Below are 17,596 nucleotides of genomic sequence, written 5' to 3'. Positions count from 1 at the left end.
TTTATACTTGAACTGCTGCAGCTTTTACAATCACTCCATCTGCAATGTTGATGGTGCTTTCGAAGTAGGAAGAGAATTCACGCTCATGTGTTACTACGACAACCGTTTTGCCAGAGGTTGCAAGTTTTGCAAATAATTCAAAGATGGCAGTGGCGGTTTGTGAATCCAGATTTCCTGTGGGTTCGTCAGCTACAATCAAAGGAGGATCATTGGCAAGAGCTCTTGCAATGGCCACACGTTGTTGTTGTCCTCCGGAAAGCGTGGAAGGAAATTTTTCAGCCTGCTCACCAATGCCAACCATTTGAAGCAAAGCCAAAGCGCGTTCTCTTCGATCCTTCTTTGGGTAGGTATTACAGAAGTCCATCGGGAGCATTACATTTTCCAGAATGGTAAGTGTTGGCAGTAGTTGAAAGAACTGAAAAACTACGCCTACGTTTTTTCCCCGCCACGAAGCAAGTTCGAATTCAGAAAGCTTGTCCACACGAACTCCATTAATGATGACGCTTCCCTCCGTTGGTCTGTCTATACCGGTGATAAGATTCAACAGTGTCGACTTACCACTTCCTGATTTTCCTGTGATGGAGATCAATTGTCGGCTATCAATTTTTAGCGTGATGTTTTTCAAGGCACTGAAGCTTCCCGATGCAACCGGGTAGGACTTGGTGACCTGGCTTAACTCAATGAGTGGCTTGCTTTGCTGGTGGTCCATAATGTTTTTTTAGCAACATTCGGTAATCGCTTATCAGACTGCGCTTATAGGATCCTGTTGGACGTCCAGGCGGATACTTATGGGCTAGATTTTTTTCTGAATCAGCCACTGGTGACCAAACGGATCCGTTATGGTGCCTTGCCTATATCCATAGTCATAATCCTCCATAGCGTTCACTACGTGCGCGCCAGCAGAAACAGCATCACGGAATAACTTGTCGGGATCAGGTGTGAACAAACCGATCAGAAGAGTAGTAGCGTTAAGCGCTTCCGGGCTCAATTGTTTTTTAGGGGTAACTTCCTCATGAAGATGAAAGATCGCACCATCGATCTCCATTTCGGCTACGTGAATTGTGCCGTCAGGATTATCCCATTTACGGAGCAAGACTGCCGAGAATGCACTTTGATAAAAATCAATCGCGGGCCGTAAGACACGGATTGTAAGATGTGGTGCAAAAGATGTCTTCATGTCCATAACTTTTTATGATTGAATATTTTTCCGGTACTCCGTGGGAGTAAGACCGGTAAAGCGTTTGAAGATAAGATTGAATGTTGACTTGGACTTAAATCCTGCTTCAAGCGCCATACCAAGCAAATTATAGTTCTGTTTTTGAGGATCGACCATCAATCGCTTTACTTCTTCAACACGGTATTTGTTAATGAAATCGTAGAAGTTTTCTCCAAGACCGTTGTTGATTAACTGAGACAATTGATTCCTATTGAGTCCCATTGCTTTTGCCAGTGTGCTTAATGAAAGTTCAGGATCCAGAAATGGTTTTTCATTCTTCATATACTGTTGAAGCTTTTCAATCAGTGCACTGTCGGGTTTAGGTTCCGATTCTCTTGGCGCTGACGGCTCGGCCGATGCGAGTGTGACAGGGATGTCAGGAAATAATATTTCCTTCTGCAAGATTCCCTTGTATCCGAGAGCAAAAATCGACAATGATAAAATAACACCGACCGATTTCCATACCAGATTTATAACGTGAAGATGAATGACGGCAAACAAGCTTAGAAAAAAGGACAGGTTAATGATTAGAAAGACTCCGGTGAAGAAACGAACCCACGATATATTGATGTCTTCGGTATTGGAAACCTCTTGTCTGATCAGTTGTTGATACTCTCGCCATTTCCGATGGATCAGCAATTGATAGGCAGAAAATTGGACTACCATCACCATCCAGAAAATTGTAAACGGTAGCCTGGGATGACTATCCAACAAGCGCGTGATCAGCGTATCCTTTAAAAAAGATCTAAAGGAAAGGGAACAAAAAACAATGATAAAAAATGGAATGAAGTGCACCAGCGTAGCGGCACTAAACTTGACCCGTCCACCTGAAAGTTCAATGACATAGAACCACAGGAGGGGACCTATGAGCAAAAAAGTCGGGTCTCCAAGCGTATACGCCTTAAACGAGAAATGCGTGATCACTTCACCTGCATAACGCAAATGAAAGACGCTGAACGTTAGTGCAGCGATCAGGATGGAGAGGAACATATTAGCCCTGGTTTTACGTCCACCTTTGCTGTTAACTAAGATGATTACAAAGACGCCCAGTACGATTCCACCGTTGATGAGGACAAGGAAAAGTTGATCAACAAATTGGTTCAATGGAGCTTTAAGGATTTGGAATGCCAAGGTAAGTCAAAAAGTGTGTCAGTGGATGTGAGCTCCATTCCTTGCAACCAGATGGTCTTGGAGGTATTAGGGATAGTCGATCAAAAGGGCTATATTCACAGGCCTTTACGAATCACTTTACATTCCGGGTGGCCATGTGCTCTTGCTACCCATTTTGACATCCGTTCCATTCTGGCCAATAGCTTTAGATTAAGCTGACGAAAACGTAAGTATGCTTCTAAAATCTCCCTGGTCGATGATAACCGATCGATATGTTTAGGAAGCACCACTTAAAGTTACCCCATCAAGTTACAGGTTATAAAATACTAGCGCCGCACAAGGCAAGAACCGATACCGCCAAACTCTTAACAAGCTCAATAATGAAGGATGTGCAAAAAGAACTTATTGTAAATAAAAACGGCCCGGTTATCGTCATCGAGGATGATGCCGATGATCAGGAGTTTCTCACGGAAATATTTCAGAAGCTAAATTATCAGAATAAGATTCTTTTCTTTTTTGATGGCCAGGATGCATTGGATCATATAAACGCCACCAATGAGTTACCTTTTCTAATTCTCTCTGACATTAACATGCCAAAGCTAAACGGTTTTGCTTTGCGCGAGAAACTTAAAACCGATTCAAAACTGAACAATAAATGTATACCGTATCTGTTTTTTTCCACAGCGTTAAATCAAAAATCTGTTATCGAAGCGTATAGCCAGTCCGTGCAAGGTTTTTTCGTAAAACAGAATTCGATGGCTGAACTAGAGAAGACCATCAGTGCAATCATGGAGTATTGGAGACGCTGTGCTGCACCGAATGATTTTCCGGAATAGGAGCGAACTATTTTCGCTGGTTTCACTTCATGAACTGCTGCTATATATCGTGCATCCATTCAGCGTTAGTGGAAGTCATTTATATTAATCGGAAAAGGAACGTACTCACTCATATAATGGTTGTACTAATAATGGAAAGAATAAAATTTGCAAAAACCAATCACGACTTTGTTTCGACCCTCAACAAACGAGTCAACGAGTATTTTAACACCAACAACATTGCACGTCACGGAAACGGGCAGATGGTAATTAAAACCATCTTTATGTTTCTTCTTTATTTCGTACCCTATTCATTGATCCTTACCGGCACAGTTACCAGTGTGATCGGTTTGATGTCGATGGTTGTACTAATGGCCCTTGGCCTGGCGGGTATTGGATTGTCAGTGATGCATGACGCCAATCACGGTGCCTATACGAAGAATACACACGTTAATAATTTTATAGGATATTCCTTGAATCTGGTAGGAGCGAATGCATTCAACTGGAAAGTGCAGCACAACGTTTTACATCATTCGTATACCAATGTTCATGAAGAAGATGAAGATATAAGCCCTCGCGGAGCACTGCGTTTAACGCCACATTCGGATTGGAAAAAGATGCATAAATACCAGTTTATTTACGCGTGGTTTCTATACGGTCTGATGACAATCGTGTGGCTCTTCTATAAAGATTTTTCACGCCTTTATAAATATCAGCGCAATGGAATGGTGAAGGCGCAGAAAGCGAGTGTTGCTAAGGAATGGTCGATATTGTTGGGAACGAAACTTTTTTACATCGGTTACGCTTTTGTCCTGCCGCTCCTTGTGACTCCTCTGTTGTGGTGGCAAATTTTAATCGGCCTTGTAGCCATGCACTATATAGCGGGCTTTATCCTGGCGATTATATTTCAGCCGGCACATGTGATTGAAGGTACAGAGTTCCCATTGCCTGATGAGACAAGAACACTAGAGAACAATTGGGCTGTACATCAGTTAATGACCACTACAAATTTTGGAAATAAGAGCAAATGGTTCTCTTGGTATGTTGGAGGTCTTAACTTTCAGATAGAGCATCACCTGTTTCCCAACGTTTGTCATGTGCATTACAATAAGATCGCTTCCATCGTGAAATCAACTGCACATGAATTTGGATTGCCTTACAAGAGCTCCAGAACTTTCTTTAACGCACTGGCTGGACATGCGCGCCTGTTGAAACAACTCGGTGCGAAACCAACTATTGTTTAACCTGCTCCGGAGAACTTATATATCAAGTATACCAAGGTTGTTGATGATTTGATTCTATAGGCGTCCTTCGGTTGCTTACTTAAGCTCAGCAGATGTAACCTAAATCTGCTGAGCATTTTTTCCTGAAGATGCAAGTTTAGTATTATGAGATTGGCTCAGGACTAAGCATATATAGTATATGTTAGTCTCTGTATGTGCCCGAAGAATATCAAGTTTTCATCCACCTAGTAGCACAATAAATTAACCGATATAGTGTAAGTCCAGTCTTATAGCATCATTGTATGAGCTAATAAAAAAAGGAGGCCCGCTAAATAGCGAACCTCCTTTAGAACAAACTACTTATACCGAATAGTTAGTCTGCTATATCAAAGCGATCCAGGTTCATTACTTTGTTCCAGGCGTTGATGAAGTCTTTGACAAACTTATCTTTCGAATCAGATACGCCATATACTTCTGCCAGGGCGCGTAGTTCAGAGTTAGACCCAAAGATGAGGTCTACACGGGTACCAGTCCATTTTACAGCGCCTGTTTTACGATCACGAGCCTCGAATACCTTTTGCTCATCGTTGATGGCGTTCCAAGTGATGCCGAAGTCGAGGAGGTTAACAAAAAAGTCATTGGTGAGTACCTCTGGCGTTTTCGTAAACACTCCGTGCTTGGATTTATCAAAGTTCGTATTGAGTACACGCATACCACCTACCAGCACAGTCATTTCGGGAGCTGTCAGGGTAAGCAATTGTGCCTTGTCAATGAGCAACGCTTCGGCGGCCACCACATGGTGAGACTTCACGTAGTTGCGGAAGCCATCGGCAGCATGTTCCATAACCTCGAAGGAGTGTACATCGGTTTGCTCTTGTGTTGCATCAACGCGGCCTGGCGTAAAGGGAACCTTCACATCATGACCAGCAGCTTTAGCAGCTTTCTCCACTCCGGCACAGCCAGCCAGTACAATCAGATCGGCAATGGATACTTTCTTACCACCGGTTTGAGCTGCGTTAAATTCTTTCCGGATAGTTTCTAAGGCCGACAGCACTTTAGCAAGCTGAGGCGGATTGTTGACTTCCCAGCCATTCTGAGGTGCGAGGCGTACGCGTGCGCCATTGGCGCCACCGCGCTTATCAGAACCGCGGAATGTCGAAGCAGACGCCCAGGCTGTTGATACTAATTCTGACACCGACAGGCCGGTAGCCAGGATGCGTGCCTTCAAATCAGTAACGTCCTTTTCATCAATCAACTTGTGATTTACTGCAGGAAGAGGATCTTGCCAGATTAGTTCTTCCTGTGGTACTTCGGTGCCAAGATAACGTGCACGCGGCCCCATGTCGCGGTGGGTAAGCTTGTACCAGGCGCGTGCAAAGGCATCAGCAAATTTATCAGGGTTCTCTAAGAAGTTACGCGAGATCTTTTCATAGATCGGGTCCATACGCAGGGCCAGATCCGTGGTGAGCATCGTGGGAGCGTGGCGCTTGGTTTTTTCGTGCGCATCAGGTACTGTGCCGGCACCTGCACCGTTCTTCGGTTTCCACTGGTGTGCACCAGCCGGACTCTTGGTAAGCTCCCATTCAAAGCCGAACAGGTTTTCAAAGAAGTTGTTGCTCCACTTTGTAGGTGTAGTAGTCCATGCGCCTTCTAAGCCGCTGGTAATGGTGTGCACGCCGTGGCCGTTGCCAAAGGAATTCTTCCAGCCCAGGCTTTGCTCTTCAATGCCAGCAGCAGCGGGCTCTGCAGTTACATACTTGCCCGGGTCAGCAGCACCGTGTGTCTTTCCGAAGGAGTGACCACCGGCAATAAGGGCCACAGTCTCTTCATCGTTCATAGCCATGCGGCCAAAGGTCTCACGAATGTCGCGTGCGGATGCTACGGGGTCTGGATTGCCATTAGGGCCTTCCGGGTTCACGTAGATGAGTCCCATCTGTACAGCGCCGAGCGGTGCTTCCAGGTCACGGTCTTTTGTATAGCGGCCATCACCAAGCCACTTGGTTTCTGATCCCCAATACACATCCTCCTGCGGCTCCCATACATCCTCACGACCACCGGCGAAGCCGAAGGTTTTGAATCCCATTGATTCCAGGGCGCAGTTGCCAGCAAGAATCATCAGATCTGCCCACGAGATTTTACGTCCATACTTCTGTTTGATGGGCCACAGCAGCAAGCGGGCCTTGTCAAGGTTGGCATTGTCAGGCCAGCTGTTAAGAGGAGCGAAACGTTGCTGGCCAGCTCCTGCACCACCACGACCATCGCCCACGCGGTAGGTACCCGCGCTATGCCAGGCCATGCGGATAAAGAATGGTCCGTAGTGCCCGTAGTCCGCAGGCCACCAGTCCTGTGAGGTGGTCATAAGCTCAAAAATGTCTTTCTTAACAGCCTTCAGGTCCAACGACTTGAATTCCTCGGCATAGTTAAAGTCTTCACCCATGGGGTTCGACAATGAAGACTGTTGACGAAGGACGTTCAGCTTTAACGCATTTGGCCACCAGTCGCGGTTACGCGTTCCACCTCCGGCAGTTTGCTTGAGCGCTCCACCATGAAAGGGGCACTTCACTTCGCTGTCATTGACATTTAGTGACTTTTGCTGTGTAGGAGTGTTATTGTCCATAAGGATAGATAAATGATTAGTTACAAATTTGTTTTCACGCAACTAAAGTCCATAGTTAACGGCTATAGATCAAATCGATTGTCTTTATGAATACATAGGGCCTGTCTATAGTGTCGATTTGGGTGCCGCAGGGTGCTATTTCTGTTAATAACGGTTTGTTAAGTTAATGATATAGTAATGTACTAACGTGCATTAAGTCAAAGTATTTATAGAAGTCGTGACAACGAATATTTCTAATAGATATAATTTGGGTGGTATGCCTGACTGTCATACCCCTGGTCGCCCGCTAAGAGAGTCATTAATGACAAGCTTATGCTATCAAACACTATATACTTTCTTAGTATAGACTTATTGTTTACGTAATACCCTGATTTGAAAATTCAAAAGTCTGTTTATTACCATTAAAATCGGTGGTGAGGTGAACTTGTCTAACGCGTCTGTTCACAGAGACAATATCCGGAAATACAAAAAACTTTTAGAGATGGAATTCAATGACAATAACGATATGTGGTCATTGCAAAATATCTGATAGCGGTGTGCTATATTTGCCGAGAGTCGTTCTGTAAACCTGGGAAACATATGCAACAAATATTTTAGCGGGATCGCTGGTGGGAGACTATATATACTACCGATTAGAATTATTGGTCGTATTGTTTTACTTTTTTTGCTGCCATTATATCCCATCCAGACAAATGCACCAATGGACGGTACGATTACCAGAATTATTGTAAGTTCCATACTCGTTTATACGCGATAAACTCTAATATAGTACCTCCCAATCTCCGCAGAGTATATTTGAAATTGTATAGAAAGTAATCCTCACTTCCGTGGTGGAAATACTCCATTCCAGATGTCAATGGTTTAATGCGTGGTGGGCAACGGCTCAAGACGTATTACTTAAAAGGATCCCTCAATAAAATATATACTTGGTTACACGATGGATTTGCTCTGGAGCTATTCCATCTCAAAAACAAAAAGCTTGCAGAGAAATCCGCAAGCTTTCGAATACGATGTTTTGAGTTATAGCAATGTATCGCTTTGGTAACTTTTAGTTCGTTCGGTTTCCATGGTCATGCATGCGATTCATTTCTTCCTGCTTACGAACCATTGCTTCCTGTGTCGCCTGCAACTCTTCCAGGTTCTGACGCAGTTCTTCTTCGGTGGCACGCATCTCTTCTGTCTGTCGTTGAGAGACCAAGAGTAATTCCTGCATTTTTTCTGTAGTACGTACACCTTGCAGGGCAGATGCTACGAACTCACCGGCTTTCTCCAGAAACGAGATCTGATAATCTTCAAATTTTTCAAGGCCTGCTATTTCAATGATCGCTTCTATTTTACTGTTGTACTTCATAGGAACAATTGCCAGACAGGCAGGTGTTGCTTGTCCCATACCGGATGTTATATAGGTATATCCTTGCGGTAATTTTGTGAGCAAGGTCGTTTCTCCTTCCAGGTATGTCTGGCCGATAAGTCCTACACCTATATCTATTCTGCGCTCTACGAATTTCTTTCGGTCGAATGCATAGCAGGCGGTGAGTTCTAGGTATGGACCGGTTTCGTCTTCTCGCAAGACAAACAGACCTCCTTGTTGGGCGCCGAGATATTGTGTAAGAAACTGAATTACCTTGGTTGTTAATTCTGTCAAATTACTTTGATGATTACGCACGATCTCAGAAAAATTCGTGAGCCCTTCATTGGTCCAGCCTGCGCTCTTCCTCACGCTTCATCTGTTCTAACTGCGCGCGCATGTTGGTGAGTCGTCCGGCAAGACTGGTTTTATTAAGTTCCTGGTTAGCCTCACAGAGTCCGGTCCACTGAGCAGTATATTTACCTTCCGAGATATTTTCAATAAACTCACTTGCCTGCTGAAGATTTACAATAGAATTTCCGATTACGTGTTCAGGGTCGGTAACTGCAACCTCAGTGCCTGGATTAAAGATATACCTTCGGTTATTCTCTTCCAGTTTTACAAGCAACGAGAGTCGTTGCCGGTCATCGCTTTGGACCTTGTAGATTATATAACCAAGTGTAGGTAAGCCTATGAGTAGGATAAATACTTGCAGGTATAGGTTATTGTTCACAGCGGATTGGTACTCAATGTTTGCTTGGGCCTTTAGCGCTTTTTCATATTCGATGATGGGAACTCCTTTTTCTATCCATTTCATAAATACCTGTAAACCCCTGTCTTCTTTCATCATTTCCTTGAATCTCTGCATGCTGTCCAGGTCAGCTACTCTTTTCATCTCCAACACATAGTCCATGTATTCTTTATATACTTTGCGTAAATCCTCAAGCTGCGTTGGATCATATTGCTGACTATCCAATGCCATTTTGATCTCGCCGAATCTGTCATCAGCCACATTTATCGCATCCAGGGCGGGACTAAGTAAGTTTGTGTCTTTGGTAACACCGTATCCTCTTATCCCCATTTCAAGGTTATGCAACAGCTCGTATACCAGCAGACCAACCTGAGTGCCGATCAGATCTGATTTTTGTATAATAGCGGTGTTGCGTACGATGATGGTCTTGTTTATAATAAATCAACCCCGCATTGATAATGAGCAGCAGTGATACCACGGTGATCACACCTGCTATACTTCTTTTTCTGATAAACGATAATAATTTCATGACTTTTCTGATTGTGTGCTTTAACATCTCTAATCGGACCCTTCTATATTCGCTCTTTGCATCGGACTGCATGGGCAATGCTTTCTTGAAGAACTGATTGATCTAATACTCTATGCAACTTCTTGAGGAATAACCTAAGCTGGTTCGTCCGGCAAGTATAGTGAACCCTTCATGGCAAAAAGAGAAGAGAGTAATGACAAAATAGTAGTCAAAACAACGCTGCGGGAAGAGAAGATAAAGGCAAAGTGTTGTCTTCACATTGAAGCGATGCAAACGTCTCAAAATACAGTATATATAGTCGCACCGGCCAGTTGTTGTCTGAAACCGCGCTTATGAAAGATGACTTGCGTGTCTTTTAAAAAACTTATCAAGCCGGTATATATCTTGATCGCACTTCGGCAAGATTTACTGCTCTGTAAAAACCGTCTGCCAGCGAACATACCTGTTCGCATGCGATCTTACCGTAAAAGATATATCGATGAATTAGTGGCCTTATTGCTATTTTTTTATATGGCAACCTTATTGTATAAGGGGATCGTGAACAGCTTAAAACACGGCGTATGATTTTGCACTACATCAAAGTTGCCCTTCGAAATCTCGAACGACAAAAAATGTTGACCTTCATTAACGTTCTGGGACTTTCCTTGGGACTTGCCTGTTTTAGTTTGTTCCTCCTATATGCCGTTCACGAGTTTAGCTATGATCGTTTTCATACAAAGGGGGACCATATTTATCGGGTATACGAATGGTGGAAATTTACCGGGCGCCAAGGGAGTGCTACGGCATCTGCTACCCCGATCGGTCCGGCCATGAAGAGTGACCTGCCTGACGTTGATAATTTTGTTCGCATCCAAGAGCCTGGTGAGTCACTGGTTCGGGTGGAAGGTAAATTGCAATCGGCAAAACTCACTTTTGCCGACCGGCAGATCCTTACCGTTTTTACATTTCCGCTCCTGGCGGGAGATGCTTCCAAGGCTCTGAACGATCCTGCCAGTATCGTGCTCACGCGCTCGAAAGCCCTGCAGTTTTTTGGAACCACGGACGTGGTTGGCCGGCAAATAGAGATACGGGAAAATGAAGAGTATAAACCTTTCGTCATAACAGGAGTGGTCGAAGACCTGCCCGCCAATTCAACTATTCGGTTTGATATGCTGGGAAGTTTTGATCGGGTTCTGAGCACGCCGTGGGGCCGGGAAAGTGCCAGCAGTTGGACGATGACCATCGGTATTTCGGTATATGTACTGCTTCGTCCCGGCAGCACCCTGATGGATGATCCCGGGCGACTGGCTGCATTTCGCAAAGTCTACTTTCCTGGTGAAGCGGCTGATTTAAAGAAACAACAACTCTGGGATGGAAAAGGAGCAATACCCAGCGGCTATGGGTTACAGCCCCTGGCCGATGTTCATACCAATACCACCATCGATTCGGGAGCTTCTGATCCGAAAAATATATGGATACTGATCAGTATTTCAGGTGGGGTGCTGGCCATTGCCTGTATTAACTTCATTATCCTCTCCATTGGGTGTTCTGTCAGGAGGTCCAAAGAGGTAGGGGCGCGCAAAATTTCAGGAGGCCGCAGAAAGCAACTGATTTTTCAGTTCCTTTCCGAGTCCATGCTGCTTACGTTATGTTCGGCCTTACTGGGGCTGGGCATTGCTCAGGTGCTGTTGCCATTTTTTAATGAAGTTTCAGGGCGATCGCTTACGCTTTCCTTTGAGCAGTACCCCGAAATGATCGCTCTGCTGGTGGCAACCATCATGGTCACCGGTGTGCTCGCAGGAAGTTATCCGGCGCTGATACTCTCGGCACTTAAGCCGGTTGAGATCTTAAAAAATAAGATCCGGCTGGCCGGCTCAAACTTCTTCACCCGGTCCCTGGTAACCTTTCAGTTTGTGTTGTCGGTAGGTCTCATCATTGCCACGGTGGTGATCCTGCAACAGCTCTCTTTCATGCACACGAAGGACCTTGGCTTTGAAAAAGAACAGGTAGTCATGGTTGCCGCTCAAGGGGCCGATTATAAGCGCTTCAGCCAGCTACTCCAAGCTCAGACGGCCGTCAGTGCCATCGCAGCTTCTTCGATCGGCCTGGGGGCGGATGAAGGACAAATGGGTGGAAGATGTGATCTCAATGGCAGACCGGAAACTGTTATTGAGTACCCGGTAGATGCAAACTTCCTGGAGGCGATGGGCATTGACCTTGTTGCCGGACGCAATTTCAACGCCCTGCTCTTCTCCGATACGGTCCATGCCGTCATTGTCAACGAAACGCTTGTCGGTGCCCTGAACACTACTCCTGAAAAGGCGCTGGGCATGCAGGTGCCAAGCTTCAGAAAAGATAGCCCTCCCCATACGATCATCGGCGTTGTACGCGACTTTCACTATGAAGACCTCAAGCGCAAGGTGCGTTCTCAATGGTTTGTACAACCTGCGAAGTTTAAGCCCTCTTCATTCTTTGTCAAACTAAAGCCCGGTCATCCTGACGGCCTCAAGTTGGTGGAGTCGGCGTGGAAGAAAACAGCACCAGATCTACCGTTCCGATATAGTTTCCTGGATCAGAAATTTGATGCATTCTATAGGACTGAAGAACGTTGGGCCAGTATCATCGGTGCAGCGGGTAACGTCTGTATTTTTCTTGCGTGCCTGGGATTATTTGGGCTTGCCTCGCTCACCACAGCAAACAGGACCAAGGAAGTTGGCATCCGCAAAGTGCTCGGTGCATCTGTTATGAGTATAATACGGCTGCTGTGCCGTGACTTTGCTATTCTTGTACTACTAGCCATTGTGATCGCCTCGCCGCTTGCCTGGTACGCTATGGATGAATGGCTGTCAGAGTTTGCCTATAAAATTGAACTCTCATGGCTGATATTTCTCTTCACGGGCCTTGCTGCACTTTCCCTGGCTGTGCTTACGATCGGCGTTCAGGCACTGCGGGCAGCACTGGCAAGTCCGATCCGGTGGCTGCGTTCAGAATGATGGCTAGTAAGAATATATATTCTGTTTTTTTGTGATCAAACGTTTAACTCTACAAAGAAGTAAATTTATCATGGCAGTCTTGGAGCTGGATGCAGAAGTATATAAAACACTAAATCGTAAATGCCATATATTAACTGGCGAGGATTGCAGATGACTAAAAATATTTATCTTCGTTTAACATGTGGACATTCCTCCGGTGTATAGGTCGTGTTGTATGTAACCCGCTTAGACAATGGCCACGGATGGAGTAAAAATAATTTACGCAGACAGCGCCTATGATAGAAACAGACAATTTATATCTTAGCCCGGACCAGGCACTGACCTTCCAGCTTGCCAGTGGAAAATATGCGGCTGCCATTTGTATCTCCATACAACAGCAACGCGGACAATGCGACTATATATTAGTGGCGACTACCTTTAACTCAGATAAAAAACCGACTGTTGAGGATTTAATGGAAAAACACATTCTTGGCGGACAGATCGATAGCGCATACGCTAGTGAGCTGATAAAGGAGCGTCAACCCGGTATCGAGCGAGTATGGAAGTACGAAGCGGGAAATTACTTTTTTGGACTATTTCAGTTAGCCATTAATCATAAAGACTTCGAGAAGTTCAACAATAAATTTGAAAACGTGGGATCACTCAAAATTGTTGAAGGACTTAAGCAAAGTAAGATGTTTGGGTACGCCAGTACCTTTGAGAAAATTGACTCCATTTTCCGTGATTTAGACGGGCACGCAAAAGCATTCCAGCTAAAAAAATATCCGGTGACGGTGTTGTGTGATTGATCAACAAGTAAAATAGTTATACGTCACAACAACGTCAGTCATGCCGCTATATCCGGTGATGAGCCAAAGACGATGATCCAAACTTTGTCTTTTCTGTTGAAGTGAGAGGCGATGATACTGAATTTTTTTTATTTGATATGAATTTCATTTTGTCAAATAATGGTGATTTTGAAGTATATAAAAATAAAATTCTGACTGTTATAAAATCATCGCTGCGCGGAAACTATGAGATTGAAATTGTAAAGTTGAATAGCATTACACTTCGATCAGTACTTATTTTTCAAAAGACACTTCGGATTGGTTTCTACAAGAACCTGCTAAGTTCATTTTTTAGCCTTTTTAAATTTGCCTTAACACATCGCCTAAAGGAAGGACGCGCAATCATAGGATGACTATAATAGAGATTGATAGTATATAATCCAATCAAAGAGACTTCGGCGAAAAGGATGGACCTAGCGTCCTTTGAACAATTCTATATTTCGTATAGCAGTACCTCCCCATATACTTTGCTTTAGAAAACGTAAAAATCTGTAATGACTGCAACATTCAGTTTTCGGTGCGTGTCTCACGGGTAAACAAGTATACATCACACGAAACATCTCTCTAAATAATGAACATTAAGGTACACCGAATCTGCGTGCTGGTATTTCTGACAACCAGTATCGTTTCAATTTTCAATATAGTTTTTGCGCAAAGTCTCGAGGCCAGGATTGATAGTTTAGTTTTGACAGAGTTCAACGAGAGGGACGGCCCTGGGGGTGTATTTATGGTAGCCCAGCATGGGAAAGCTGTTTATCAGAAAGCGTTTGGTAAAGCGAACCTGGAACTAGATGTTGATTTAACACCGGATCATGTTTTTCAATTGGGGTCGATGACCAAGCAGTTCACGGCTGTTGCTATATTAATGCTCGAGGAGCAAGGTAAATTGAAAGTGAGTGATCCCGTGCTCAAATATATACCCGATTATCCGTCCGGAGATAAAATCACCATTCATCAGTTGTTGACCCATACTTCGGGAATCAAAGATTTTACAAAGATGAAATCCCTTTCAAGTATTTCTCAACAGGAGATGACTCCCAAAATGATGGTAGACTTCTTTAAGAATGAACCGGTTGATTTTGCTCCTGGCGCCAAGTTTGAATATAACAACTCCGGATATATTCTTCTGGGCTACATCATCGAGCTGGTTTCGGGTGATACCTACGAGAGCTTTATCAGGAACTATATCTTCGAAAAAATCGGAATGACGCAATCATACTACGCCACCGATAGGAGGGTAATCAACAGAAGGGCTTATGGATACCATAAGAAGGAATACGGCTATGTAAATAAAACCGTCATTAATTTTAGCGTTCCCTTTTCATCGGGCTCGTTAATGTCTACCGCCGGAGACATGTTGAAATGGCAGAACGCGTTAACCAAAAATCAACTGCTTGGTGTGGAGAGTACAAAAAAGACATTTTCCAAATACAGATTAAACAGTGGAGAAGAGTTTACCTATGGGTACGGTTGGCACATCAGAGAAACAAATGGCACACCTGTTAGGGAGCACGGTGGAAGTATATTCGGATTTAAAACCATGGGGGTATATATCCCGGATGAAGATATTTATGTGATTGGTCTGAGTAACTGCGACTGTCATTCCCCGACACAACTAACAAGAGATATTGCCGCACTGGCACAAAGAATGTTAAAGAGACGCAGGTGATAATGATTCATTGTATGTTAGATCAAATAGATGGATTCTAATGCAGCTCTGAGCATATTAATATTTATATGTGATAAATAGGAGTTAACTTCCGAAACGGAATTTATAGTTTTGATTTGTATTTTGATGAGCAAAGTCGATTCACGAATTTGTAGCTAAATATTCAAAACTTTAATTAAGCTTCAATAATGAGTAAACTCAAAGTAGCAGCATTTTCAGTTTCACTGGATGGCTATGGAGCCGGACCTGATCAAAGTATTGAGAACCCGCTCGGCAAGAAAGGTGAGGAGCTTCACGAGTGGATATTTCCTACCAGGATGTTTCAGAAAATGATGGGCAAAGAGGATGGAACAGAGGGAGCTGATAATGACTTTGCTGACAGGTCATTTGAAAACATCGGAGCATGGATCATGGGACGAAATATGTTCGGGCCGATTCGCGGACCATGGCAAGATAATGAATGGAAAGGGTGGTGGGGTGATAGTCCTCCCTATCATGTTCCGGTTTTTATTTTGACCAATCATGCAAGAGAATCTATAAGCATGAAGGGGGGAACGGTATTTCACTTTGTTACCGGCGGTATTCAATCTGCGCTGGAGAGAGCTGCGAAAGCTGCTAATGGAAAAGATATACGTATCGGTGGTGGTACCTCAACGATTCGTCAATACTTGCAAGCCGGGTATATAGATGAAATGCATCTTGCTTTCGCCCCGGTGATGCTTGGGTCGGGTGAACACCTATTCGCGGGAATTGACTTGCCGGCCCTGGGTTTTTCGGTCACGCAGACTTCGTACGGCAATCGTGCAACACACGTGATTTTAAAGAAAGGCCGGTGAAGTTTTTCAAGTAAACGAAATTCAAAGTCGCAATCAGCCTTTGAAACTGACGTATTTGGCCTGCGCGTGAATTAAATCTTCTCTTCACCTTTGTTGTGTTGATGTCAACGCAATATTGTTAGTGGAGCAGCAACCACTTGAAAAAACGGGCGCATCCGAAAAGCCTCACGAGTAGGAAAGCGAAAATATATAGTCTTATGTCTAACAGTGTTTCACTACATCGAGTACTTAAAGCATCACCTGAAAAAGTATTCCGCGCATTTACACATGCTTCAGCGATTGCTTCATGGTTGCCTCCATACGGATTTACTTGTACAGTCCACCACATGAGTGCAGAGAAGGGCGGTACGTTCAAGATGTCATTCGAAAACTTTTCAACAGGGAATGGTCATTCTTTCGGTGGCACTTACCTGGACATAAAACCGAATGAGTTTTTAAAGTATACCGATACATTTGATGATCCCAATCTGCCAGGAGAAATGACCACTTCGGTTTCACTCCGCAAGACTATTGTGGGCACAGAAATAAAAATTGTACAGGAAGGAATTCCGGTGGCAATACCTGCAGAGATGTGCTATCTGGGCTGGCAGGAATCGCTGGAAAAGCTCGCCAAGCTGGTAGAGCCTGAGATACCAGATGCTTAGGGCAACGACATTAACTCACGCTAAAATACAAATGAAAAAAGCTTCACGTTCAGTGGAGCTTTTTTGTTGTCAGCCACTGGAGAGACAGCGTTGGAAGGAACCTCATCCGTTCGCCGTTGAAGTATATATTCGATTTGTACTTTCTGTCGAAGGTATATACTACCGGTAACAACTTTACTTCCGCTTGCAATAGTTTGTCACGTCAACGTTTTATAAGATCGATCAGAACTCCTACCATGACCATGGAAATGATGCACGTAAGCATCCCCAGCAAGTAAAACGTGACTACCTTAAAGTAACTTATCACGCTGCGTTTATCCAGGAAATTCCCAATGGCCCAGCAGCTATAGCACAGCCCCACAACCACAGATATACCCATGGTACGTATTCCGGTTAGTCCTTCAATCAAGGCAAAAACAGAAAGAATCAACATTCCCATCCCCATCACGAAGCATAACAGAATTAAGATTTCAAAGAAATTATAGCCATGCCTTCGATAGGCGAGTTTTAGCCAGAAGGCAATGAATATACCCTGGATGATATTTGCATAACCGTAATGACTCTGAACCCAGGCAAAAATTACGCTGACTGCAGAATGGTTTATGGCGGTATAATTAACGTATCCTTGTTCAATATGGAATAGATGATCGATGGTGGTATATATCAATGAGGTTACTACGATAAACAACACCGGTTTGACAAGCCTGCTTCTGTCAGTGGTGATAAAGGTTTGAATGCTTGTTCCGGGTTTAAGCAGCAGTTCTCTTATGGTATGTAGGATACCCTTCTCGAAATGTAGTACATGCATAATTTCATGCACAATATAGTGCCAGTCAATCCGGGTAACCTGTCGCGGTCGGCCGCAGTCAGAACAAAAATTTCCGCTCACTGCCATATTGCAATTTCTGCAGTTGATCGCCTTATAAAGCATCGTTGGTTTGGTCATGGGGAGTATATTTCCACTTACAGAACATTTCACTGGTAAAAGTCTGCACAAAACGATTTTCAAAGCCTACACTTTAGTGTAGATTTGTTGAAC

At 44.1% G+C, this 17,596-nt stretch carries 17 protein-coding genes; 9 read left to right on the top strand and 8 right to left on the bottom strand.

The window, feature by feature from the left end:
- Position 1 precedes the first annotated feature (1 nt).
- The 3 genes from B5Y40_RS19885 to B5Y40_RS19875 all read right to left on the bottom strand — a co-directional run bounded on the left by B5Y40_RS19885 (position 2) and on the right by B5Y40_RS19875 (position 2,347).
- Positions 2–709: an ABC transporter ATP-binding protein gene (locus B5Y40_RS19885; protein ID WP_079688605.1), complete on the bottom strand. Its 708-nt coding sequence runs from the start codon at positions 707–709 to the stop codon at positions 2–4.
- 84 nt (positions 710–793) lie between these two features.
- Positions 794–1,177, bottom strand: coding sequence for a VOC family protein (locus B5Y40_RS19880; RefSeq protein ID WP_221408967.1), 384 nt, complete (start codon positions 1,175–1,177; stop codon positions 794–796).
- Between the two features lie 12 nt (positions 1,178–1,189).
- The gene (locus tag B5Y40_RS19875; RefSeq protein WP_079688603.1) at positions 1,190–2,347 is read right to left on the bottom strand and encodes a helix-turn-helix domain-containing protein; all 1,158 of its coding nucleotides are present in this window, start codon (positions 2,345–2,347) and stop codon (positions 1,190–1,192) included.
- Between the two features lie 359 nt (positions 2,348–2,706).
- Here B5Y40_RS19875 and B5Y40_RS19870 point away from each other — a divergent pair, with 359 nt between their 5' ends.
- Together B5Y40_RS19870 and B5Y40_RS19865 are read left to right on the top strand one after the other, a co-directional pair.
- Positions 2,707–3,162 (top strand): response regulator, encoded by a 456-nt coding sequence (locus B5Y40_RS19870; protein ID WP_079688602.1) that lies wholly within the window; start codon positions 2,707–2,709, stop codon positions 3,160–3,162.
- Positions 3,163–3,293: 131 nt separating this feature from the next.
- On the top strand, positions 3,294–4,385 hold the full coding sequence (locus B5Y40_RS19865; RefSeq protein ID WP_079689271.1) for a fatty acid desaturase family protein: 1,092 nt from the start codon (positions 3,294–3,296) through the stop codon (positions 4,383–4,385).
- Between the two features lie 352 nt (positions 4,386–4,737).
- Here B5Y40_RS19865 and katG read toward each other — a convergent pair whose 3' ends face one another.
- The 4 genes from katG to B5Y40_RS19845 form a co-directional block, all read right to left on the bottom strand.
- Positions 4,738–6,981, bottom strand: coding sequence for a catalase/peroxidase HPI (gene katG / locus B5Y40_RS19860; RefSeq protein WP_079688601.1), 2,244 nt, complete (start codon positions 6,979–6,981; stop codon positions 4,738–4,740).
- A gap of 1,048 nt (positions 6,982–8,029) precedes the next feature.
- Entirely contained in the window at positions 8,030–8,701 is a 672-nt protein-coding gene (locus tag B5Y40_RS19855) for a GAF domain-containing protein (protein ID WP_079688600.1), read from the bottom strand.
- Positions 8,673–9,410: a hypothetical protein gene (locus B5Y40_RS19850; protein WP_079688599.1), complete on the bottom strand. Its 738-nt coding sequence runs from the start codon at positions 9,408–9,410 to the stop codon at positions 8,673–8,675. The genes B5Y40_RS19855 and B5Y40_RS19850 overlap by 29 nt, the downstream gene beginning before the upstream one ends.
- A 7-nt stretch (positions 9,411–9,417) precedes the next feature.
- Entirely contained in the window at positions 9,418–9,609 is a 192-nt protein-coding gene (locus B5Y40_RS19845) for a hypothetical protein (RefSeq protein ID WP_079688598.1), read from the bottom strand.
- Between the two features lie 171 nt (positions 9,610–9,780).
- Between B5Y40_RS19845 and B5Y40_RS29695 the strand changes: the two genes are divergently transcribed.
- The 7 genes from B5Y40_RS29695 to B5Y40_RS19815 all read left to right on the top strand — a co-directional run bounded on the left by B5Y40_RS29695 (position 9,781) and on the right by B5Y40_RS19815 (position 16,557).
- The gene (locus B5Y40_RS29695; protein WP_159453751.1) at positions 9,781–9,945 is read left to right on the top strand and encodes a hypothetical protein; all 165 of its coding nucleotides are present in this window, start codon (positions 9,781–9,783) and stop codon (positions 9,943–9,945) included.
- Between the two features lie 224 nt (positions 9,946–10,169).
- Complete coding sequence (locus B5Y40_RS19840; protein WP_079688597.1) at positions 10,170–12,581, top strand: ABC transporter permease; 2,412 nt, start codon at positions 10,170–10,172, stop codon at positions 12,579–12,581.
- Positions 12,582–12,856: 275 nt separating this feature from the next.
- Complete coding sequence (locus tag B5Y40_RS19835) at positions 12,857–13,369, top strand: hypothetical protein (protein WP_079688596.1); 513 nt, start codon at positions 12,857–12,859, stop codon at positions 13,367–13,369.
- Between the two features lie 137 nt (positions 13,370–13,506).
- Complete coding sequence (locus B5Y40_RS19830; protein ID WP_143785847.1) at positions 13,507–13,761, top strand: hypothetical protein; 255 nt, start codon at positions 13,507–13,509, stop codon at positions 13,759–13,761.
- 218 nt (positions 13,762–13,979) lie between these two features.
- The gene (locus B5Y40_RS19825; RefSeq protein WP_079688594.1) at positions 13,980–15,077 is read left to right on the top strand and encodes a serine hydrolase domain-containing protein; all 1,098 of its coding nucleotides are present in this window, start codon (positions 13,980–13,982) and stop codon (positions 15,075–15,077) included.
- A gap of 188 nt (positions 15,078–15,265) precedes the next feature.
- Complete coding sequence (locus B5Y40_RS19820; RefSeq protein WP_079688593.1) at positions 15,266–15,913, top strand: dihydrofolate reductase family protein; 648 nt, start codon at positions 15,266–15,268, stop codon at positions 15,911–15,913.
- A gap of 197 nt (positions 15,914–16,110) precedes the next feature.
- Positions 16,111–16,557: an SRPBCC family protein gene (locus B5Y40_RS19815; protein WP_079688592.1), complete on the top strand. Its 447-nt coding sequence runs from the start codon at positions 16,111–16,113 to the stop codon at positions 16,555–16,557.
- Between the two features lie 202 nt (positions 16,558–16,759).
- On the opposite strand, the gene B5Y40_RS19810 is transcribed toward B5Y40_RS19815, so the two are convergent.
- On the bottom strand, positions 16,760–17,566 hold the full coding sequence (locus B5Y40_RS19810) for a DUF3667 domain-containing protein (protein WP_221408966.1): 807 nt from the start codon (positions 17,564–17,566) through the stop codon (positions 16,760–16,762).
- Positions 17,567–17,596: the final 30 nt, after the last annotated feature.

The organism is Ohtaekwangia koreensis (assembly GCF_900167975.1).
GTDB classification, from domain to species: Bacteria; Bacteroidota; Bacteroidia; order Cytophagales; family Cyclobacteriaceae; genus Ohtaekwangia; species Ohtaekwangia koreensis.
This window is presented reverse-complemented; position numbering and strand designations above follow the sequence as displayed.